Annotated in this window: 19 protein-coding genes; 9 read left to right on the top strand and 10 right to left on the bottom strand. The window is 74.1% G+C overall.

All coding sequences use genetic code 11. The annotated features are described in order from the left end of the window. Positions 1 to 83: 83 nt before the first annotated feature. Both HDA34_RS10530 and HDA34_RS10525 read right to left on the bottom strand, forming a co-directional pair. On the bottom strand, positions 84 to 1,943 hold the full coding sequence (locus tag HDA34_RS10530) for an ABC transporter family substrate-binding protein (protein ID WP_049147575.1): 1,860 nt from the start codon (positions 1,941 to 1,943) through the stop codon (positions 84 to 86). Between the two features lie 251 nt (positions 1,944 to 2,194). Further along, entirely contained in the window at positions 2,195 to 3,673 is a 1,479-nt protein-coding gene (locus HDA34_RS10525; RefSeq protein ID WP_134377040.1) for a phytoene desaturase family protein, read from the bottom strand. Positions 3,674 to 3,738: 65 nt separating this feature from the next. Between HDA34_RS10525 and zupT the strand changes: the two genes are divergently transcribed. Continuing rightward, positions 3,739 to 4,527 (top strand): zinc transporter ZupT, encoded by a 789-nt coding sequence (zupT, locus tag HDA34_RS10520; RefSeq protein WP_044659390.1) that lies wholly within the window; start codon positions 3,739 to 3,741, stop codon positions 4,525 to 4,527. A 15-nt stretch (positions 4,528 to 4,542) separates the two neighbouring features. On the opposite strand, the gene HDA34_RS10515 is transcribed toward zupT, so the two are convergent. Both HDA34_RS10515 and tpx read right to left on the bottom strand, forming a co-directional pair. Then, positions 4,543 to 5,724 (bottom strand): S1C family serine protease, encoded by a 1,182-nt coding sequence (locus HDA34_RS10515; RefSeq protein ID WP_060973541.1) that lies wholly within the window; start codon positions 5,722 to 5,724, stop codon positions 4,543 to 4,545. A 2-nt stretch (positions 5,725 to 5,726) separates the two neighbouring features. Beyond that, positions 5,727 to 6,227, bottom strand: a complete 501-nt coding sequence (gene tpx, locus HDA34_RS10510; RefSeq protein ID WP_049147477.1) for a thiol peroxidase — start codon at positions 6,225 to 6,227, stop codon at positions 5,727 to 5,729. An 81-nt stretch (positions 6,228 to 6,308) separates the two neighbouring features. On the opposite strand from tpx, the gene HDA34_RS10505 reads away from it, so the two are divergent. Continuing rightward, positions 6,309 to 7,211, top strand: coding sequence for a patatin-like phospholipase family protein (locus HDA34_RS10505; protein ID WP_134377041.1), 903 nt, complete (start codon positions 6,309 to 6,311; stop codon positions 7,209 to 7,211). Between the two features lie 24 nt (positions 7,212 to 7,235). On the opposite strand, the gene HDA34_RS10500 is transcribed toward HDA34_RS10505, so the two are convergent. Beyond that, the gene (locus HDA34_RS10500) at positions 7,236 to 7,775 is read right to left on the bottom strand and encodes a PACE efflux transporter (RefSeq protein WP_098092251.1); all 540 of its coding nucleotides are present in this window, start codon (positions 7,773 to 7,775) and stop codon (positions 7,236 to 7,238) included. Positions 7,776 to 7,905: 130 nt separating this feature from the next. Between HDA34_RS10500 and HDA34_RS10495 the strand changes: the two genes are divergently transcribed. Together HDA34_RS10495 and HDA34_RS10490 are read left to right on the top strand one after the other, a co-directional pair. Then, positions 7,906 to 8,424: a ferritin gene (locus HDA34_RS10495; RefSeq protein ID WP_020626453.1), complete on the top strand. Its 519-nt coding sequence runs from the start codon at positions 7,906 to 7,908 to the stop codon at positions 8,422 to 8,424. A 145-nt stretch (positions 8,425 to 8,569) separates the two neighbouring features. After that, complete coding sequence (locus tag HDA34_RS10490; protein ID WP_134377042.1) at positions 8,570 to 9,517, top strand: DUF808 domain-containing protein; 948 nt, start codon at positions 8,570 to 8,572, stop codon at positions 9,515 to 9,517. A 126-nt stretch (positions 9,518 to 9,643) separates the two neighbouring features. Here the strand turns inward: HDA34_RS10490 and HDA34_RS10485 are convergent, their stop codons facing one another. Continuing rightward, positions 9,644 to 10,480 carry an alpha/beta fold hydrolase gene (locus tag HDA34_RS10485; protein ID WP_049145941.1) on the bottom strand — a complete coding sequence of 279 codons (837 nt, stop codon included), beginning with the start codon at positions 10,478 to 10,480 and terminating at the stop codon, positions 9,644 to 9,646. A gap of 128 nt (positions 10,481 to 10,608) precedes the next feature. On the opposite strand from HDA34_RS10485, the gene HDA34_RS10480 reads away from it, so the two are divergent. The 5 genes from HDA34_RS10480 (at position 10,609) to HDA34_RS12060 (ending at position 15,618) form a co-directional block, all read left to right on the top strand. Continuing rightward, positions 10,609 to 11,343: an NUDIX hydrolase gene (locus HDA34_RS10480; protein WP_036316445.1), complete on the top strand. Its 735-nt coding sequence runs from the start codon at positions 10,609 to 10,611 to the stop codon at positions 11,341 to 11,343. Positions 11,344 to 11,371: 28 nt separating this feature from the next. Beyond that, positions 11,372 to 12,700 (top strand): quinolinate synthase NadA, encoded by a 1,329-nt coding sequence (gene nadA, locus HDA34_RS10475; RefSeq protein ID WP_134377043.1) that lies wholly within the window; start codon positions 11,372 to 11,374, stop codon positions 12,698 to 12,700. Then, on the top strand, positions 12,697 to 13,617 hold the full coding sequence (gene nadC / locus HDA34_RS10470; RefSeq protein WP_134377044.1) for a carboxylating nicotinate-nucleotide diphosphorylase: 921 nt from the start codon (positions 12,697 to 12,699) through the stop codon (positions 13,615 to 13,617). Before nadA ends, nadC begins: the two co-directional genes overlap by 4 nt. Beyond that, positions 13,614 to 14,786 (top strand): cysteine desulfurase family protein, encoded by a 1,173-nt coding sequence (locus tag HDA34_RS10465; RefSeq protein WP_134377045.1) that lies wholly within the window; start codon positions 13,614 to 13,616, stop codon positions 14,784 to 14,786. Before nadC ends, HDA34_RS10465 begins: the two co-directional genes overlap by 4 nt. A 361-nt stretch (positions 14,787 to 15,147) precedes the next feature. Then, the gene (locus tag HDA34_RS12060; RefSeq protein ID WP_060973549.1) at positions 15,148 to 15,618 is read left to right on the top strand and encodes an alkaline phosphatase D family protein; all 471 of its coding nucleotides are present in this window, start codon (positions 15,148 to 15,150) and stop codon (positions 15,616 to 15,618) included. Positions 15,619 to 15,647: 29 nt separating this feature from the next. Here the strand turns inward: HDA34_RS12060 and HDA34_RS10455 are convergent, their stop codons facing one another. From HDA34_RS10455 to HDA34_RS10440, 4 genes are read right to left on the bottom strand one after another with little or no spacing between them, the layout of a single operon-like run. Further along, entirely contained in the window at positions 15,648 to 16,655 is a 1,008-nt protein-coding gene (locus HDA34_RS10455) for a glycine betaine ABC transporter substrate-binding protein (protein ID WP_041104962.1), read from the bottom strand. Beyond that, positions 16,652 to 17,404 carry an ABC transporter permease gene (locus HDA34_RS10450; RefSeq protein ID WP_036316433.1) on the bottom strand — a complete coding sequence of 251 codons (753 nt, stop codon included), beginning with the start codon at positions 17,402 to 17,404 and terminating at the stop codon, positions 16,652 to 16,654. Before HDA34_RS10450 ends, HDA34_RS10455 begins: the two co-directional genes overlap by 4 nt. After that, complete coding sequence (locus tag HDA34_RS10445) at positions 17,401 to 18,408, bottom strand: ABC transporter ATP-binding protein (RefSeq protein ID WP_049145928.1); 1,008 nt, start codon at positions 18,406 to 18,408, stop codon at positions 17,401 to 17,403. The genes HDA34_RS10450 and HDA34_RS10445 overlap by 4 nt, the downstream gene beginning before the upstream one ends. Continuing rightward, a complete protein-coding gene (locus tag HDA34_RS10440; RefSeq protein WP_060973551.1) occupies positions 18,405 to 19,046 on the bottom strand; it encodes an ABC transporter permease in 642 nt (213 codons plus the stop codon). The genes HDA34_RS10445 and HDA34_RS10440 overlap by 4 nt, the downstream gene beginning before the upstream one ends. Positions 19,047 to 19,161: the final 115 nt, after the last annotated feature.

Here is a 19,161-nt window from a genome sequence, read left to right as displayed (position 1 = left end):
CGGTGCCCGGCCGGGCTCTGTCCTCGATCCCGACGCCGGCGGTCCGCGGGAGGCGGACCGCCGGGTCAGAGGTCAGCGGGGTGTCACTCCTGGACGCGGACCCACTGCTCCACGTTCCACAGCGCACCCGACTGGGCGGCGGTGTCGCGCACGTTGGCGACGTCGGCCTTGTGGCCGACCAGACCCGGGTGCGCGTACAGCGGGATGGCCTGGAAGTCCTCCCAGAGCAGCTTCTCGATGGTCTTGACCTGCTCCAGCTGCTCGTTCTCGTCCAGCGAGGTGGCGAGCTTGTCCCAGGCCGCGTCCACCTCGGGGTTGTTGTAGCTCTGCTGGTTCTGGGCACCGTCCGACTGGTAGATGTTCGCGCCGGAGGCCTTCTGGCCCGAGCCGGCCCAGGCGTAGAGGGCGGCGTCGTAGTCACCGGCCGGCATGACCTCCTTGAAGAACACCGGCGAGTTGGCGTCCTGCACGTCGAAGCCGGCCTGGTCGCAGGAGCTCTTGATGAGCGCGACGGTCTCGGTACGACGCTGGTTGCCGGCCTGGTAGCCGAGGCGGACCGTGGGCTTGGAGACGCCCGACTTCTCGACGAGCTCCTTCGCCTTCTCGATGTTCGGCTCGTCCATCTCCTTCGGGTAGGCCTCGTCCACGACCTCCTGGTACTTGTCCTGGAAGGGGAAGACCTCGCGCAGGTTCATGACCTGGGCGTCCGCATAGATCGGCTTGATCAGGTTGTCCACGATCTGCTGGCGGGGCAGGCAGAGGGCGAAGGCCTCGCGCAGCTCCGGGGAGTCGGCGAAGACCGAGCCCTCGCCGCGGTTGTAGTCCACGTGCTCCCAGGTCAGCTGGTCACCGGTCTGGACGTTGACGTCGTCGCCGAGGCCCTCGAGCTGCTGGAGGGTGTCCACGGTGGCCTGCGGCTCGATGACGTCGAGGTCGCCGTTCTGCAGGGCCTGCACGTGGGTCTTCGGGTCGGCGAAGCGGAGGACGAGCTCCTTGGTGGCCGGCGGGGTGCCCCAGTACTCGGGGTTGGCCTCGAGGGTGATGGACTGGCCGGCCTGCCAGCCGCCGTCCTTGAACTTGTAGGGGCCCATGGAGGGCACCAGCGAGGCGTCCGGCAGCTCGCCGGGGCTGAAGTCCCAGCCGTCGTTCCAGAACTCGGCCGCCGGGGTGAGCGCCTCGACGTCCTTCTCCTTCGCAGCGGTGACGAGCTCCTCGAAGCTCATGCCCGCCTCCTTGGCGACGATGTGCGCCGGCAGCGCGGTGCTGATGAGGATCTCCCAGTCCGCGTAGGGCTCCGGGTAGGTGACGGTGAACTCCTTGCCGTCGGCCTCGCCCTCGGGCGCCTCCGGGATGTACTTGCCCTGCTCGAAGGAGATCGAGTCGAACAGCGGGGTCTCGGAACCCTCCGCCTTGACCGTGTCGTTGTTCGCGGCCCAGTGGAAGATGAAGTCACCCGCGGTGACGGGGGTGCCGTCGGACCACTTGGCGTCGTCGCTGATGGTGTACTTCACGGTCAGCGGGTCGTCCGAGGTCTTCTCGTACGTGCCGAAGTCCTTGTTCGGGATGATCGAGCCGTCGGTGCCGAAGTACCAGAAGGAGGAGAACAGGCGGTCCACGACGGCCGAGTTGTACGTGGTGTACGTGTTCGACTGCAGGCCGTTGTAGGACAGGAAGTCATCGGCGCCCACCGAGTAGGCGATGGAGCCGTCCTGGGTCTCGACGTCGCCCAGGTCGGCCAGCTCCGGCCCGGAGGCCTCGGCGGTGAGCTTCTGGCCCTTGTCCCCTTCGATGACGTTGCCGGCGCCCGAGTCGCCGCCCTGGCTGGCGCCGGAGCCGTTGCTGCTGGAGTCGCCTGCGTTGCCGCCGCCCGGGGCGCACGCGGAGAGGATGAGGGCCGAGCCGGCGGCCAGGGCCGCGGCAGCGGAGAGCTTCGTGTACTTCATGGAAGGTGCTTCCGTTCATGAGAGGTGCAAGGACGTCGCGCGCCCGCGTCCCTGTGGGGAGCTGGTGGTGCGAGACGACCCCCGGGCCGTTCCGTCGAGACGGGACGTTCCGTGAGATGGACCACACTGTAGCGGGCACATTCCGATTCGCGAAAGTCCGGATCCGGATCCGTCTCAGCCGTGTCGCACAGCGGTCGCCGACACCCCGGCAGGCCCCGGCCCGGCGCCGCTGCACCCGGGTGCCGGCGCGGTCAGCGACGACGGTCCGCCAGCAGAGTCCGCACGGCCCACGCCCCGCCCATGCCATGGACGCCGGCGCCCGGCGGGGTGGAGGCGGAGGCCAGATACAGCCCGGTCCGACCCGCCCGGTGCGGCCGGGGCGACGCAGTGGGGCGCAGGAGCGCGCGCGCTCCCGCGAGCGATCCCCCCGCGATGTCGCCGCCCACGAGGTTCGGGTTCCACGCCTCCAGATCGGCCGGGCGCATCGCGACCGCGGCCTGGATCCGGTCCCGGGAACCGGGTGCGTGCCGCTCCACCTCCGCCTCGATCAGCGGACGGACGTCGCCGGGGTGGCCGTGGGGCACATGGGCGTAGGACCAGACGACCGTGTGCCCCCGGGCGGGCCCGGTGGCCCGTGTGGGGTCCGCCGCCTGCTGCTGACAGAGCATGACGAAGGGCCGCGCCGGCATCCGGCCGGCCGCGACGTCGTCCTCGGCCCGCCGGATCTCGGCGGCGGTCCCGCCCAGGTGCACCGTCCCCGCGCCCGCGAGCCGGGCGTCGCGCCACGGGATCGGCCCGTCGAGCAGGAAGTCGACCTTGGACACGGACGGCCCGGGGCGCCACCGGCGCAGGGCCGCGGCGTAGCGCGGCGGCAGGCCCGTGCCGGCGACGCGCAGCACCTGGCGCGGGGTCAGGTCCAGCACGACGGCGTCCGCGGCGGGCAGCGCGCGCAGGTCCGTGACCTCGTGACCCAGGTGCAGCCGCCCGCCGTGCGCCCGCAGCACCGCCACGAGCGACTCGACGATCGCCCCCGACCCGCCGCGCGCCACCGGCCAGCCCGAGCTCATCCCGAGCGCGCCGAAGAGCGCACCGAACGCCGCCGTCAGGGGCCGGCTCGAGGGCAGGATCGCGTGGGCCGCCGAGCCCGTGAACAGGGCACGGGCGGCCTCGGTGCGGAACATCGCCCGGCCCAGCAGATCGGCCGGCCACGGGGCGCGCAGGCCGAAGCGGGCCATCGCCACCGGATGGGGCGGGGGTCGCAGCACCGGGCCGAGCGCGCCCGCCAGGATCTCGTCGACGTGGTCGACCAGGGCCCCGTGCACGGCCCGCCAGGCCCGCGCGTCGACGCCGAGACCCGCGGCGGTGGCCTCGAGGTCCCGGTGCAGGAGGGCGGCCGGCCCGTCCGGCAGCGGATGTCCCATCGGCACGGCCGGGTGCAGCCAGGCGAGACCGTGGTCCGTCAGCCCCAGCTCCCGGAACACGGGGCTGGCGACGCCGAACGGATGGCCCGCCGCCCCGAGGTCCACCACGGTCCCCTCCCCCAGCACCGGCGCGGACGCGCACGCACCGCCGGGCACCGGGGCCCGCTCGAACACGTCCACCTCCCAGCCCTCGCGGGCCAGCAGGGCGGCGGCGGTCAGGCCGTTGGGTCCGGCGCCCACGACGACGGCGCGGCCCGGCTCGACGCCCCGGGGTAGGGCGAATCCGGGGCCGGTGGCGGTTTCGGTCATGGTCTCCTCCTGTGGTCCCTAGGATGGTCGCACCCCGCCCGCCGCCCGTCAGGAGGCCCTCCCCCGTGGACCCGTTCTGGACCGCGCTCGCTCTCACGACGTTCGCCGGGCTGGCCACGGTGCTGGGCGGCGTCCTGGCGATCGTCGGACGCGCGCCCTCGGGCCGCGGGCTGGGGGCCGCCCTCGGCCTCGCCGCGGGCGTCATGCTCGCGGTCTCCTTCCTGGAGATGCTGCCGGCCGCCGTCGAGGGGCTGGGCGGGGCGGTCGGCCCCGCGGCGACCGCCGTCGCGGTGGCCGCCCTGATCCTCGGCGCAGGCTCCTACGTGCTGCTCGAGCGCGCCGTCCCCGACCCCGTCTCGGAGATGCCGGGCGACGTCGACGACCCGGCCGGCCTGGACCGGCGGCGGATGCTGCGCCTGGGCACGGTGACGGCCCTGGCGATCGGCCTGCACAATCTGCCGGAGGGCTTCGTCACCTTCGCCGGCACCCTGCAGGATCCGTCGGTGGGCCTCGCGCTGGCCGTCGCGATGGCCGTGCACAACGTTCCCGAGGGCGTGGCCGTGGCCGTGCCCGTGCGGCAGGCCACCGGATCGCGGCGCAAGGCCTTCGCGTGGGCCGCGTTCACGGGGATCGCGGAGCCGCTGGGCGCGCTGATCGGCTGGCTGCTGCTGGCCCCGTTCCTCACACCCGCGCTCCTGGCCGCCGTCTTCGCGGCCGTGGCGGGCGTGATGGTGACCGTGAGCCTCGACGCGCTGCTGCCCGCCGCCCGGGCGGCCGGGGGCCGCGCCGCGGCGCTGGGCGGCGTGCTGCTGGGCGTGGCCGCGATGGCCCTCTCACTGGACCTGCTCTCCTGAGCGCCGGGGGGCCGGTCAGTTCACGAGGGCCGGCTGCAGGACCGCCTCGGCCTCGCGCACCTCGCCGTCGGCGGTGCGCCACTGGACGGTGATCCGGTCCCCCACGTTGTGGTCGTTGACCAGGCGGGACATCCGGGAGGCGTCGTCGCCGACGGTCCGCCCCTCGATCTCGAGGATGACATCGCCCTCGACCAGGCCGATCTGCTCGGCGGCGGAGCCCGCGTCCACCTGCATGACCACGACGCCGACGTCGGGATCCGCGCCGACCATGATGCCCAGGGCGCCGTCCGCACCGATGCTCACGGTGTCCGTCTCCTCGCCCGAGAGGACCTGGTCCGCCACGTCGAAGGCCACCTCCAGCGGGATCGCGAAGCCGTCCACCTCGTCTGCGGTGGTCCCGTCGCTGGCCGCCACGGTCACGCCGACCACCTGGCCGGCGTCGTCCACCACCGGGCCGCCGGAGTAGCCGGGCACGACGTCCGCGTCCGTCTGGATCAGGCCGGACAGGCGCGCGTACTGATCGGTGCCCTCGGCCGCGGCCATGATCGAGCGGTCCGTGCCGAGCACGGTGCCGCGCACGGCCGTCAGATAACCCTGGCCTCCGCCGTTGCCGACGGCGGCCACCTGGTCCCCGCGCCGCACCGGGTCCAGCGAGACGCTGGCCACCGGCAGGTCTGAGACGCCCTCGACGTCGAGCACCGCGATGTCGTGCTCGGCATCGCGCCCGAGCACCGTGGCCGTGTGCCGCGCGCCGGTGTCCGCGACCACCACGTGCACCTCCGAGGAGTCCTCGACCACGTGGTAGTTGGTCACCGCCAGCCCGTCCGGGGAGAGCACCATGCCCGTCCCCGTGCCGGTGCGGGCGCCGAGGGCGGTCTCCACGAGGAGGATGCCCGGGGCGTCCGCGACCGGCTGGCCCGGGTCCAGGGACGATCCGTCGTGGGCCGATGCGGACCAGTCCACCGCCACACCGTCGTGGATGTGGGTCAGGCCCGCCGCGAGCTCGCCCGCCTCCCGGGCGGGGGCCTCGGCGGCGGGCACGGTCGGGGCGGAGTCCGCGGCGACGTCGACCATCCGGCCGGCGAGGAGGGCGGTGAGGCCCCCGGCCAGGACCAGCGCGCCGAGCACGCCGAACAGCGCGATGACGAACGCCAGGGGCGAGCGTCGTGCGCGCGGCGGCCAGCCCGGCGGCGTCACGCTCAGCCCCGGGCGGCCGCCAGGGCGGCCTCGTAGTCCGGCTCCTCGGAGATCTCGGGGACGAGCTGGGCATGACGGACCACGCCGTCGGCATCGACCACGACGACGGCGCGGGCCAGCAGGCCCTCGAGCGGACCGTCGGTCATGCGCACGCCGTAGTCGTCGCCGAACGACGAGCGGAACACAGAGCCGCTGCGGACGTGGTCGATGCCCTCGACCGAGCAGAAGCGCGCGGCGGCGAACGGCAGGTCCGCGGACACGGCCACGACGGTGGTGTCCCCGAGGTCCGCGACGCGGGAGTCGAACTCGCGGACGGAGGCGGCGCACACGCCGGTGTCCAGGGACGGGAAGATGTTCAGGATCACGCGACGGCCGCGCAGCTCCCGCAGGGTCACCGGGGACAGGTCCGCCCCGGTGAGGGTGAAGTCGGGGGCGGGGGCACCCACCTGGGGCAGCCCACCGACGGTGTGGACGGGGGTGCTCTTCATGTGGGTCGTCGCCATGGGGACAGCCTAGGATGGGCGCGGCCGGACGGGAGCGCCCCGCGCCCTGCTCGGCGGACGGCGAACACGGAGGGACCGACCATGACCGAGCCCATAACGTCCAACGTCACCGACACGGCGCTGCTGTTCGAGGGCGGGGGGATGCGCGCCGCGCTCACCTCGGCCGTGGTGGCGGAGCTGCTGCGCGAGCGGATCCACGTGGACTTCGTGGCCGGCATCTCGGCGGGCTCGTCCAACGCCGTGAACTACCTGTCCCGCGACCCGGCCCGTGCGCGGCGCTCGTTCGTGGACTTCGCCGACGATCCTCGGTTCGGCAACTGGCTGAGCTTCCTGCGCGGCAAGGGCCTGTTCAACGCCGAGTACATCTACGAGCACGCCGGCCTGCCCGAGGCGGACCTGCCCTACGACTTCGCCACGTTCCGCGCGAACCCCGCCCGGCTCGTGCTGGGCGGGTTCGACGCCGCGAGCGGCGAGACGCGCTGGTGGGACCGCTCCGACATGACCACCCTGACCGACCTGATGGTCCGCGTCCGCGCGTCGTCCACGATGCCGGTCCTCATGCCCCCCGTGCACGCCGAGGGCACCGTGTTCGTGGACGGCGCCCTCGGCGTGGACGGCGGGATCCCGCTGACCGCGGCGGAGGACGCGGGGTTCGAGAAGGTCCTCGTGGTCCTGACCCGGGAGCGCGGGTACGTGAAACGGCCCGAACGGTTCCCCTCGTTCTACCAGCGCACCTTCCGGCGCTACCCCGCCGTCGCGGACGCCCTGCTCACGCGCTGGCGCCGGTACAACGCGACCCGCGAGCGCCTGTTCGAGATGGAGCGGCAGGGACGGGCCTATCTGTTCGCGCCCGAGACCATGCCCATCGCCAACGGCGAGCGGTCCGTGGCCAAGCTGGCCGCCGCCCACGAGCTCGGCCTGGACCAGGTGCGCCGCGAGATGCCCGCGATCCGCGCGTTCCTGGGGCTGCCGACGTCCCGTTGAGCCGCGCCTGATCCGATCGGCGGGTCAGGCCTCGGCGCGGGCGGCCGAGTCCGGCAGGCCGAACACCGAGTCGAACGCGTAGGCGTACACCGCGGCGTAGACGAGGAAGAACACGAGCAGGCCGGCCTCGATGAGGAACGCCTCCCCCAGCCCGATGCCGAGGATCAGCGCCACCGCGGGCACGAGGAACACGATCAGCCCGCCCTCGAAGCCGACGGCGTGGGCCACGCGCACCCACCAGGGCCGGCCCGTGATCCCGAGGCGGCGTTCGAGGGTCTCGAACACCGAGTTGAACACGATGTTCCACAGCAGGGCCACGGTCGAGGACACGACCGCCACGGCGAGTGAGGGCCCGCCGCCGTTGCCGAGCGCCGCCAGGATCACGGTGGTGAAGAGGATGGCGAGCAGCTCGAAGACCACCGCGTAGACCACGCGGCGCAGCAGGGGCGTCCGGAACACGCGGCGGCGCACGAGCGCGTCCCGGCCTCCCGGGCCCCGCGGCACGTCGGAGGGCGGCGTCGACGCGGGGTCGACGCCCGGGCGGGCGCGGCGGGTCTCGGACACGGCGCCCAGCCTAGGGCTGGCACCGCCGGGCGCCGAATCCGGCGGAACCGGCCGCCCGCCGTCGTCGTGCCTCGGCCACGGGGCGGGCGCGCCTTCACCGCGCCCCGGCCGCCTGCCTAGAGTTCGAGGCATGAAGCTCACCGATGACCTGCTGCAGAAGTTCAACGACCAGATCACCCTCGAGTTCGAGGCGTCCATGGTCTACCGCCAGCTCGCGATCGCCGCCGACGACCTGGACCTGTCCGGGATGGCCGCGTGGCTGCGGCACCAGGCGGACGAGGAGATCGTCCACGCGAACAAGTTCATCGACCACGTCGCCGACCGGGACAGCTTCCCGACGATCGGCGCCATCCCGGCCCCGCCCGTGCAGGCCGGCCTGTCGGCCCTGGAGATCTTCCGGGCCGCGCTCGCGCACGAGCAGAAGGTCTCCGAGGCGATCCGCGAGCTGTACCGGGCCACCGAGTCCGCGGGCGACCTCAACTCGCGCCCGCTGCTGAACTGGTTCCTGGACGAGCAGATCGAGGAGGAGGCCACCGTCTCCGAGATCGTGGGCCAGCTCGAGCTCGTCGGCGACGACGGCTCGGGCCTGCTCCGCATCGACGGTCGCCTGGGCTCCCGTCCCGTGGAGACCACCGAGAACGACGCCTGAGCCCACCGGCGGCCTCGTCGGCCGCGCACGCACCGGCCCGGTCCCCCACGGGACCGGGCCGGTGCGTGTCCGTCCTCGCCGCTATGCTCAACCTGCGCCCTGCCCGCGCACCGGCGCGCCCGTCGGACCCACCCCAGGAGGAACCATGGTCGGACTCGTAGCCCTGCTCGACGACGTCGCCGCCCTCGCCCGCCTCGCCGCCGCGAGCGTGGACGACGTGGCCGCCGGAGCGGGACGAGCCGCGGCCAAGGCGGCGGGCGTGGTGGTCGACGACGCCGCGGTGACCCCGCAGTACATGGCCGGCGCGGCCGCGGCCCGCGAGCTGCCGATGATCTGGCGGATCACCAAGGGCTCCCTGCGCAACAAGCTCGTGTTCATCCTGCCCGCGCTGCTGCTGCTCGACTGGCTCGCCCCCTGGATCCTGCCGTGGCTGCTGCTGGCCGGCGGCACCTACCTGTCCTATGAGGGCGCGCACAAGGTGTGGGGCAAGCTCACCGGCCACGGGCATGCCGACGACGAAGAGCCCGCCGTCGAGCGGGGTCCGGAGGCCGAGGACACCGTGGTGCGCGGGGCCATCACCACGGACTTCATCCTGTCCCTGGAGATCATGGTCATCTCCATGAACGAGGTGGCCGACCTGGGCTTCTGGATGCAGGCGGCGGTCCTGGCGGTGGTGGCCGTCCTCATCACCGTGGGCGTGTATGGGGCCGTGGGGCTGATCGTGAAGATGGACGACGTCGGCCTGCACCTGCACCAGAACGCCTCGACCTCCGGCGGCCGCTCATTCGGCGCCGGGCTGGTCAAGGCCATGCCGCACGTGCTGCGCGTGGTGACCGTCATCGGCACCGTGGCGATGCTCTGGGTGGGCGGCCACATCGCCCTCGTGGAGCTGGACGCGCTGGGCGTTCCGTGGCCCTACGCCGTGCAGCACGGGATCGTCGAGCCCGTCACGCACGCCGCCGGCGCGTTCCTCGGCTGGCTCACGGACACCGCGACATCGGCTGTGTGGGGCCTGCTCTGGGGCTCGGTCGCGCTCGGGGTGGTCCTGCTCGTCGGACGCCTGCGCGGAAAGAAGGCCGCGCCCGCCCTCTGATGCGGCGGCTGACGGGTCCGCCCCCACCCGCGCCCGACGCTGAGGCCCGCAGACGCGCCGCTACGCACGGAACGTGGCGGCGCGTCTGCGGGCCTCGGCGCTGTCTCCGTCTCCCGACGGGCCCCGTCAGTCGGCGGTGAGGAAGGTGCGCACCGCGGAGACGAAGGCCTCGGGCTGGTCGGCGTGCAGCCAGTGGCCGGCGTCACGGACGGTCACGCGCACGACGCGCGGGAACAGCTCCTTCATCCGCGGCACGTCCTCATCCTGGACGTAGTCCGACTCGGCGCCGGCCAGCCACAGGACCGGATGGTCGAACACGCGCTCCGGATCCTCGGGGACCACCGGGTCCGGGAACGAGCCGATCTCCCGCAGGTGCTCGAAGAGCATGGCCACGTTGGGCTGCCACGCGAAGTGGCCGGCCGTGCGCCGCAGGTTCTGCAGCAGGAAGCCGCGCACCCGCGCGTCGTGGACGTGCTCGGCCATGGCCGCGTCGGCCTCGGCCCGCGAGTCGTACGCGTCCAGGTCCATGCGCAGCATGGTGCCCAGCAGGTGCACGAACTCGTCCGTGGCCTGCGGTGAGAGCCGCGGGGAGATGTCCTCCACGATCAGCCGGTCCACGAGCTCCGGGTGCCGCAGGGCGAGCACCATCGCGACCTTGCCGCCCATCGAGTGGCCCAGCAGGTGGACCGGCCCGTCGGCGGCGAGGCCGGCGCGCAGGTGGGCGGCCACCCGGTCCGCGATCTCGCGGTAGTCCACCCGGTCCGTCCAGGGCGAGGCGCCGTGGTCCGGCAGATCGATCAGCTCCACCGTGAAGTCGTCGCCCAGCTCCTTGGCCGGGCCGGTGAAGTTCCGGCCCCGGCCCATGAGGCCGTGCAGGAACGCGACGCGGCGCGGGCCCTCCCCGATGCGGGTGGAGGCCAGGGGGGCGTCGGACGGGTCGGAGGCGGCGGCGGTCGTGTTCACCCGACTCAGGCTAGCGCGGGACCGCGCCGGCGCCTCCCCCGCCTTACAGTCATCTCGACCCTCTGAGATGGGCGCGAACAGTGTCATACTGACCAGAACAGCCCCGCCAGTCCGCCCCGGGAGGTCCCATGCCGGTCGCTGAGGCCCGCGTCAGCGTGGCCGTGTCCACGGCCGTCTTCGGCGTGCGCCCGGACCCGCACGGCGTGCCCCGCCTCTGTGTCGCCCTCGTCCCGCGGATGCGCGAGCCGTTCCTGGACCGGTGGGCGCTGCCGGGCGCGTGGCTCGGCGCGGACGAGGAGCTGGCCGACGTCGCCGCACGCGTGGCCGCCGAGTGCGTGCCCGGTCCCGTCCGTCGCCTCGAGCAGCTGGCGGCGTTCGGCGCCGTGGACCGTTCCCCCACCGGACGCGTCCTCACGGTGGCCCACTGGGCGCTCAGCCCCGCCCTGGACGACGACGGCGCCGCCCCGGCGTCCAGCCCGGACCCGGACGTGGCCGGGCTGCCCATCGGGGTCCATGTGCGCTGGCACCGGGCCGACGCGCCGCCCGCGCTGGCGTTCGACCACGCGCAGATCCTGGCGGCGGCCGTGGCGCGCCTGCGCGCGGACCTGCCGCGAGCCGGCGTCGGGCACGCGCTGCTGGGGCCCTCCTTCACCCTCGCCGAGCTGCGCGCCGTGCACGAGGCCGTCCTCGGCCGCGGCCTCGACGCCGCCAACTTCCGCCGCGCCACCCTCGCCGCCGGGGCCCTCGAGGAGACCGGCGAGGTCCGCGGCGGCACCCCGCACCGCCCGCCCAAGCTCTACCGGTACCGGCCCGCCGGGCCCGGGACCGACCCCGATCCCGCCGGGCCGGACGCCCGCCGCTGACCCACCAGCCCCGACCCAGGAGTCACCCATGACCACCCCGACCGGAACCACCGCCTCGGTGGCCCGCACCCTGACCCTGATCGACAAGGACGCCGCGCGCGGCTCCTCGTGTTCCCCCGACCTGACCCGCGGCCCCTGGGCGTTCGACGCCGGCCTGCCCGCCTACGGCCCCGGCGCATCGCAGGACGACGTCGTCCCGGCCGACGCCCCCGTGCAGGGCCGCATCCCCGAGGAGTACCAGCGGGCCTCCGACGAGGAGCTCCACGCCCGGATCAGCGCCGCGCGGCAGACACTCGGCGACCGCGTCGTCGTGCTGGGCCACTTCTACCAGCGCGACGAGGTCGTCCAGCACGCCGACTTCGTGGGCGACTCCTTCCAGCTCGCGCGGGCCTCCCAGGGCCGGCCCGGGGCGGAGGCGATCGTGTTCTGCGGCGTGCACTTCATGGCGGAGACCGCGGACCTTCTCTCCACCCCGGACCAGGCCGTCATCCTACCCAACCTCGCCGCCGGCTGCTCCATGGCGGACATGGCCGACCTGGACTCGGTCGAGGACGCGTGGGAGCAGCTCGAGGCGGTCTACGGCACCGAGCCGGACGACGACGGGCGCGTGCCCCTGCTGCCCGTGACCTACATGAACTCCTCCGCGGCCCTCAAGGGCTTCGTCGGCGAGCGCGGCGGCATCGTGTGCACGTCCTCCAACGCCTCGGCCGTGCTGGACTGGGCGTTCGAGCGTGCCCAGCGCGTCCTGTTCTTCCCGGACCAGCACCTGGGCCGGAACACGGGCCGCGCCAGGGGGATCCCGCTCGAGCAGATGCCGACGTGGAATCCCCGCCTGCCGCTGGGCGGGAACTCCGAGGACGCCCTGCGGGACGCGAAGGTCCTGCTGTGGCACGGCTTCTGCTCGGTGCACCGCCGCTTCACGGTCGCGCAGATCGAGCAGGCCCGCGCCGAGCACCCGGACGTCCAGGTGATCGTGCACCCCGAGTGCCCCCTGCCCGTGGTGGAGGCCGCGGACTCCTCCGGGTCCACCGACTTCATCGTCAAGGCGATCCAAGCGGCGCCGGCCGGCTCGACCTTCGCGATCGGCACCGAGATCAACCTCGTGCAGCGCCTGGCCGCCCAGCACCCCGAGCACACGATCTTCTGCCTCGACCCCGTGATCTGCCCGTGCTCCACCATGTACCGCATCCACCCCGGCTACCTCGCGTGGGTGCTCGAGGAGCTCGTGGCCGGCCGCGTGGTCAACCGGATCACCGTGCCTGCGTCCGTCGCCGAGCCGGCCCGCACCGCGCTCGAGCGGATGCTGGCCGTCGCGCCGAAGCAGTCGGCCGCGCAGTCCGCCGGGGCCGGGACGTGACCCCGGCCGACCGCGCCCCGGCGACGCCGGCCCCGCAGCCGGACGTGGAGCGGATCGTGACCGCCGCGCTCGCCGAGGACGCGCCCTGGGGTGATGTCTCCTCGGAGGCCTTCGTCCCGGAGCAGGCCCGGATCACCGCGCGCGTGGTGGCCCGCGAGCCCGGGGTGCTCTCCGGCACGAACGCCCTCGAGGCCGCCTTCCGGCTCGTCGACCCGGCCGTGTCCGTCACCCTGCACCTGACCGACGGCGCCGACCTGTCCCCCGGCGCCGTCGTCGCCGAGGTCGCGGGCCCCGCCCGCTCGGTGCTGCGCGCCGAGCGCGTGGCGCTGAACCTCGTCCAACGGCTGTCCGGGATCGCCACGACGACGGCCGCCCACGTGGCCGCCGTGCGCGCCGGCGGCGGGCACGCGCGGGTGGTGGACACCCGCAAGACCACCCCGGGTCTGCGCGTGCTCGAACGGCAGGCGGTGCGGGACGGAGGCGGGCACAACCACCGCTTCAGCCTCTCGGATGCCGTGATGCTCAAGGACAACCACCTGGCCGCGCTGGGGTTCGGCGGTGCCGGCGACCCGGGCGAGGCCCTCACCGCGGCCCTGCGCGCCGGGATGGCCCGCCTGCCGCACACCACCCACGTGGAGGTGGAGGTCGACCGGCTCGAGCAGATCCCGGCGGTGCTCGCCGCCGGGGTCGACACGATCATGCTGGACAACTTCTCGCCGGCCGAGCTGCGGGCCGGCGTCGAGCTCGTGGCGGGCCGCGCCGTCGTCGAGGCCTCCGGCGGGGTGAGCCTCGAGACGATCGGGGCGATCGCGGCCACGGGCGTGGACGTGATCTCGGTGGGAGCGCTGACCCATACCGTCCAGTCCCTGGACCTGGGCCTGGACGCCGTGGTCGAGGAGGTCTCGCCGCGCCGATGAGCACCACCCTCGACCTGGACCACGCGGCCACCGCGCCCGTCCGGCGCAGCGCGCTGGAGGCGATGTGGCCCGCCCTCACCGGCGTCTACGGCAACCCGTCCTCGGCGCACGAGGCCGGCCGGGCGGCGGCGGCCCTGCTCGAGGACGCCCGCGCGCGGGTGGCCCGCGCGATCGGCGCCCGGGCCGGGCAGGTCGTGTTCACCTCGGGCGGCACGGAGGCCGACGCGCTCGCCGTGCTCGGCACGGTGCGCGCCCGGATCCTCGCCGGCCGCCCGGCGAACCACGTGCTGACCACGGGGATCGAGCACAGCGCGGTGCGGCAGTCCTGTGGCCAGCTGGCCCGGCTGCACGGCGTCGAGGTCGAGCACCTCGCGCTGGACCGTGACGGCCTGACCTGTGCGGACGACCTCGCCGCCCGCCTGCGCCCGGACACCGCGCTGGTCAGCGTGCACCTGGCCCACAACGAGGTGGGCACGGTGCAGCCGGTGGCCGAGCTGGCCGCCGTCGCCCGGGAGGCGGGCGTGCCGCTGCACGTGGACGCGGTGCAGGCCGCGGGGCAGATCCCGGTGGACGTGCGCGCCCTCGGGGCGGATCTGGTGGCGCTGTCCGGGCACAAGGTCGGCGGGCCCAAGGGGGTCGGCGCGCTGTGGGTGCGCCCGGGTCACGCCCTGGAACCGCTCGTGCCCGGCGGCGGCCAGGAGCGGGGCCGGCGGTCCGGGACGCAGAACGTGGCCGGTGCCGCCGGGTTCGCGGCGGCCTTCGAGGAGGCCGAGGCGGAGCGCACCGCGGCCGCGGACGCGTGGTCCGGGCTGCGGGACCGGTTCGCGGCGCGCGTGCTCGACGGCGTCCGGGCGCTCGTGCCCGACGCGCGGCTGACCGGCCATCCCGCGCGGCGGCTGCCGCGTCACGCCTCGTTCGTGCTGCCCGGCGTGAACGGCGAGTCGGTGCTGGAGGAGGCGGCCCGCCGGGGCGTGCTGGCCTCGGCGGGGTCCGCGTGCTCGGCCCACGACGCCGAGCCGTCCCCGGCCCTGCTCGCGCTGGGCCTCAGCGAGGACGAGGCCCGCACGGCCCTGCGCTGCACGTTCGGCCCGGACGCCGACGCCCCGCTGCTCGACGCCGCGGCGGACGCGATCGTCGACGCCGTCCGGACGGTCACCGCCCTGCGCTGAGCGGCCCCGGGCCGGTCGACCCCGATGCCGCCGGGGGCCGGCGTCGGACGTTCACCCGGGGGTCAGCCCGAGGCCACACACCCGGGGGCCTGGCCGAGTCCGGCCGTTCGCGCCTGCACGCCACGCTGCGCGCGGTCGACGAGGACGGGCTGGTGCTGCGCGGCCGCTTCGCTCGCGGGCTGACCCTGCGCTCCGGCTGGGTCGACGGGGCCGCCGACCACACCGCGAAGATCCTCGCGGACACGCTGCCCTCCGGCGCCCGCTTCGAGGTGACGTACGCGTTCGAGGACGAGGCCGGCCGCCTGGGCGAGTCGGCCGTGGCCCGCTTCACGACGGCGCCCGGCGAGCGTGGCAGGAGTACATGCCGATCGCCGACTCCACGGCCCTGCACCGCGGCTCCGGCCTCGCGCCCACCCGCATCCACCGCAGGATCCCCCGCGGCGCGACGCTCGACGTGTTCGCCCTGGACATGCGCACCCACAAGGGCGAGAACACCCAGCGTCTCGAGACCCACGAGACCCCGATCCTGGGCGAGGAACAGCTGCAGTGGCTCATCCGCGGGCTGCGCGCGGCGTTCACCGACTTCGAGCCGTTCTGGGAGTTCGTGGCCGGCCCCATCAACGCCGGATCGTCCGGCCCGAACACGCTGGACGGCACCTTCGGCCCGCGCCTGGACTTCGAGGCGCACGGGCCGGTCATGGGCTCGCCGCGCTCCGGCGAGCACCAGTACTTCGGCCACGTCGAGATCCCCGAGGACGGCCGCGAGTTCCGGGTGCGTCTGATCAACGCCGTCGGCCGGACGGTCTACTCGCGCACGCTGACGGCTGCCTGATCCGCCGTGCCGGCGGCGTCGGCGGACCGTCAGTCGGTGATCAGGCCCTCCTCGCGGAGCCAGTCCCACGCGACCTGGGTGGGCTCCTCGCCGTCGACGTCCACCCGGGCGTTCAGGCGCGCGGCCGTCGCGTTGTCCAGGCGCGCGGTCACGGGCGCCAGCAGGTCGGCGATCTCGGGGTGCTCGGCCAGGACCTCCTCGCGCACGATGGGGGCCGCGTTGTACTTCGGGAAGAAGCTCAGCGGGTCCTGCAGGGTCGTCAGGTCCAGCGCGGCGATCCGCCCGTCCGTGGAGTACGCCTCCCCGAAGGTGCACGACCCGTCCGCCACCGCGGCGAACACCGCCCCGATGTCCATCTGGCGCAGCCGGGATCCGGTGGGCCGTTCGATCCCGTAGGCCTCGAGCATGGGCAGGAACCCGTCGTTGCGGGCGGCGAATTCGGCGCTCACGCAGAAGGACTGGTCCTCCGTGGGGAGGTCCTTGATGTCCGCGAGGGTCTCCAGGCCGAGCTCCTCCGCCCGGTCCTGGCGCACGGAGAAGGTGTAGGTGTTGTCGAGTTCGGCCGGCGGCAGCCACACCAGGCCCTGCTGCGCGTCCTCGTCCCGGACCGCGGCCCACTGCGCCTGGGCGTCCGGGATCGGATCGGTGTGGCCCAGGTACGTGATCCAGGCCGTCCCCGTGTAGTCCCACTCGACGTCCACGACGCCTGCGACCTGGGCCTGGCGCGCACTGAGCGAACCCGGCATGTTGGTCAGATCCTCGACGTCGGCCCCCGCGGAGCGCAGCAGGATCGCGGTGATCTTGCCGAGCACGACGCCCTCGTTGAAGTTCTTGGAGCCCACCGCCACGTGGGCGCCCTCGAGGTCGATCCCGGCGACGTCGCCGGCGGGCGTGCCCGAGGGCAGGTAGCCGCCGGCGGTGCTCAGCCCGCACCCGGACAGGACCAGGGAGGCCGCCAGGCCGAGCGCGGCGAGCGCGGCACGAGCGGGGGTCCGGCCGCGGCGGCGGGACGGGAGGGTCGCGCGCGGGGTGGTCATGCGAGCCCCCTCGGCGTGGCCAGCGTCTCGACGAGGCGGCCGATCCACTCGATCATCAGGGCGAGGGCGGCCACGAGGATCGCCCCCGAGACGAGCAGCGGGAAGCGGAACAGGACGATCCCGGTCTGGATGAGCAGGCCGAGGCCGCCGGCGTCGATGAACGTCGCGAACGCCCCGGTGCCCACCAGCAGCACCAGGGCGGTCCGCAGACCCGCCATGATCACGGGCAGGGCCAAGGGCAGCTCCACCCGGAGCAGGGTCTGCAGCGGCGACATGCCCATGCCGCGGGCCGCCTCGACGACGGTGGGGTCGACACCCCGCAGCCCGGCCAGCGTGTTGGCCAGCACGGGCAGGAACGCGTAGAGGGACAGGGCCAGGACGGCGACCCGGAAGCCGAACCCCCACGCCATGGCGAGCAGGACGATCACACCGATCACGGGAGCGGCCTGGCCGGCGTTGGCCAGCCCCATGGCGACGGGGGTGAACCGCCGGGCGGCGGGGCGGCTCAGCAGCACGCCGAGCGGGACGGCCGTCGCCACGACCAGAACGGTGGACACGCCGACGAGGGCCAGGTGCTCGGCGGTGAGGCGCAGGACGGTGGGCCAGGTCAGCAGCCGGGCCTCGACGTCGTCGAGGGCGGCTCCGCGCACCCAGACGGTCCACCCGATCAGCAGGGCGGCCACCAGCAGCGGCAGGCCGATCAGGAGCAGGCGGTCCTCGGCGGAGGCCGCACGCAGCCGGGCGATCACGGCCGAGCCTGCTCGTCGCCGGCGCGGGCGTGCGCGCGCAGTGTCGGATAGTCGAGCAGACCGATGACCGTGCCATCACGGACCACGGCGATCTCCTCCGCCGGGGCCGTGACCAGCACGGCGAGGGCCTCGCTGATCGGGGTGGCCGCGTCGAGCACGGGCCCGCCCGGCAGCGTGCCCGTCGGGTGCTGTGCGATCGGGCGCAGCGGCAGCGAGTCGACCGACCGCAGCCCCAGCCGCTTGAGCCCCGCCCCCGACCCCACGAAGTCGGCCACGAACTCGGTGGCCGGCCGCGCCAGGACCTCTTCGGGGGTGGCGTACTGGGCCACGTGCGCGCCGGGTTCGAGCACCAGGATCCGGTCGCCCAGGAGCACGGCCTCGTCCACGTCGTGGGTGACCATCACGATGGTCTTGCCCACCCTGGCCTGGATGTCGAGCATCTCCTGCTGCAGGCGCTGGCGGGTGAGGGGGTCCACGGCGCCGAAGGGCTCGTCCATGAGCAGCACGGGAGGATCCGCCGCGAGGCCCCGCGCCACGCCGACGCGCTGCTGCTGTCCGCCGGACAGCTCGCGCGGGAAGCGGTCTCGGTAGATCGCCGGGTCCAGGCCGACGAGGTCGAGCAGCTCGTCCACGCGGTCGGCGATGCGCCGGCGGTCCCACTTGAGCAGGCGCGGCACCAGGCCGACGTTCTCGGCGACGGACAGGTGGGGCATCATCCCGCCGCCCTGCACGACGTAGCCGATCTGACGGCGCAGCCGGGTGGGGTCGCGGCGTGTGATGTCCTCCCCACCGATCAGGATCCGTCCGGAGGTGGGCTCGATGAGGCGGTTGATCATCTTCAGCGAGGTGGTCTTGCCGCAGCCGGACGGGCCGACGAACACCACGGTCTCCCCCGCGGGGATGATGAGGTCCAGGGCGTCCACGGCGGGACGGTCCTGCCCCGGATAGAGCTTCGTCAGGGACTCGAGACGGATCTCGGCCCCGGCGTCACGGTCGGTGCTCATGCACGCAGTCCCTTCGAGATGGTGAGCCGGCCGAGCAGCACGAGCAGCCCGTCCAGGACGAGGGCGACGACGACGATGCCGAGGGTGCCCACGAGGGCGTAGTTCAACGCGTTGGCGCCGCCCAGGGAGACCAGCCCCGTGAAGATGTACGAGCCCAGCCCGGGCCCCAGGACGTAGGCCGCGACCGCGGCCACGCCCATGCCGAGCTGGCCTGCGACCCGGATGCCGGTGAGGATCACGGGCCAGGCCAGCGGCAGACGCACCCGGGTGAACAGCGCCACCGGCCCCATGCCCATCCCCCGGGCGGCCTCCAGCACCTCCGGGTCCACGCCGCGCAGACCCACGAGCGCGTTGCGGAGGATGGGCAGCAGGGCATAGAAGACCACCACCACGACGGCGGGGACGGTCCCGATGCCCACCAGGGGGATCAGGACGCCGATGAGCGCGAAGGAGGGCAGGGTCAGCCCGACGGCGGTGAAGGCGTTCGCGATCGGGGTCAGGCCCTTGATCCGCGTGGCGATCACGGCCAGCGCGATGGCGAGCACGGTGGCGATGGCCAGCGCCTGCAGCACGAGCCACCCGTGCTGCCACGCCCGGAAGAGGATGTCCGGCCAGCGTGAGGCGAGGAACTCGCTCATGCGGCCTCCACGCCGGCAGCGCGCCCCTGGGCGGCCCGGGCGTCTGCGGGGCGGGGCAGGACCGTCATCATCGTCTCCTTCGGTCCGGGTGGGGCGGGCATGCTCTTGCACGCTA

It is taken from the genome of Micrococcus luteus, from assembly GCF_014138885.1.
GTDB classification, from domain to species: domain Bacteria; phylum Actinomycetota; class Actinomycetes; order Actinomycetales; family Micrococcaceae; genus Micrococcus; species Micrococcus luteus.
The sequence above is the reverse complement of the archived record's forward strand: the minus strand, read 5'-3'. Positions and strand labels throughout refer to the sequence as shown.

Coding starts and splice junctions, on each gene's coding strand:
- HDA34_RS10530 (WP_049147575.1), bottom strand. CDS start 1,943: ATGAAGTACACGAAGCTCTCCGCTGCCGCGGCCCTGGCCGCCGGCTCG.
- HDA34_RS10525 (WP_134377040.1), bottom strand. CDS start 3,673: ATGACCGAAACCGCCACCGGCCCCGGATTCGCCCTACCCCGGGGCGTC.
- tpx (WP_049147477.1), bottom strand. CDS start 6,227: ATGGCGACGACCCACATGAAGAGCACCCCCGTCCACACCGTCGGTGGG.
- HDA34_RS10505 (WP_134377041.1), top strand. CDS start 6,309: ATGACCGAGCCCATAACGTCCAACGTCACCGACACGGCGCTGCTGTTC.
- HDA34_RS10495 (WP_020626453.1), top strand. CDS start 7,906: ATGAAGCTCACCGATGACCTGCTGCAGAAGTTCAACGACCAGATCACC.
- HDA34_RS10490 (WP_134377042.1), top strand. CDS start 8,570: ATGGTCGGACTCGTAGCCCTGCTCGACGACGTCGCCGCCCTCGCCCGC.
- HDA34_RS10480 (WP_036316445.1), top strand. CDS start 10,609: ATGCCGGTCGCTGAGGCCCGCGTCAGCGTGGCCGTGTCCACGGCCGTC.
- nadA (WP_134377043.1), top strand. CDS start 11,372: ATGACCACCCCGACCGGAACCACCGCCTCGGTGGCCCGCACCCTGACC.
- HDA34_RS10465 (WP_134377045.1), top strand. CDS start 13,614: ATGAGCACCACCCTCGACCTGGACCACGCGGCCACCGCGCCCGTCCGG.
- HDA34_RS12060 (WP_060973549.1), top strand. CDS start 15,148: ATGCCGATCGCCGACTCCACGGCCCTGCACCGCGGCTCCGGCCTCGCG.
- HDA34_RS10455 (WP_041104962.1), bottom strand. CDS start 16,655: ATGACCACCCCGCGCGCGACCCTCCCGTCCCGCCGCCGCGGCCGGACC.
- HDA34_RS10445 (WP_049145928.1), bottom strand. CDS start 18,408: ATGAGCACCGACCGTGACGCCGGGGCCGAGATCCGTCTCGAGTCCCTG.
- HDA34_RS10440 (WP_060973551.1), bottom strand. CDS start 19,046: ATGAGCGAGTTCCTCGCCTCACGCTGGCCGGACATCCTCTTCCGGGCG.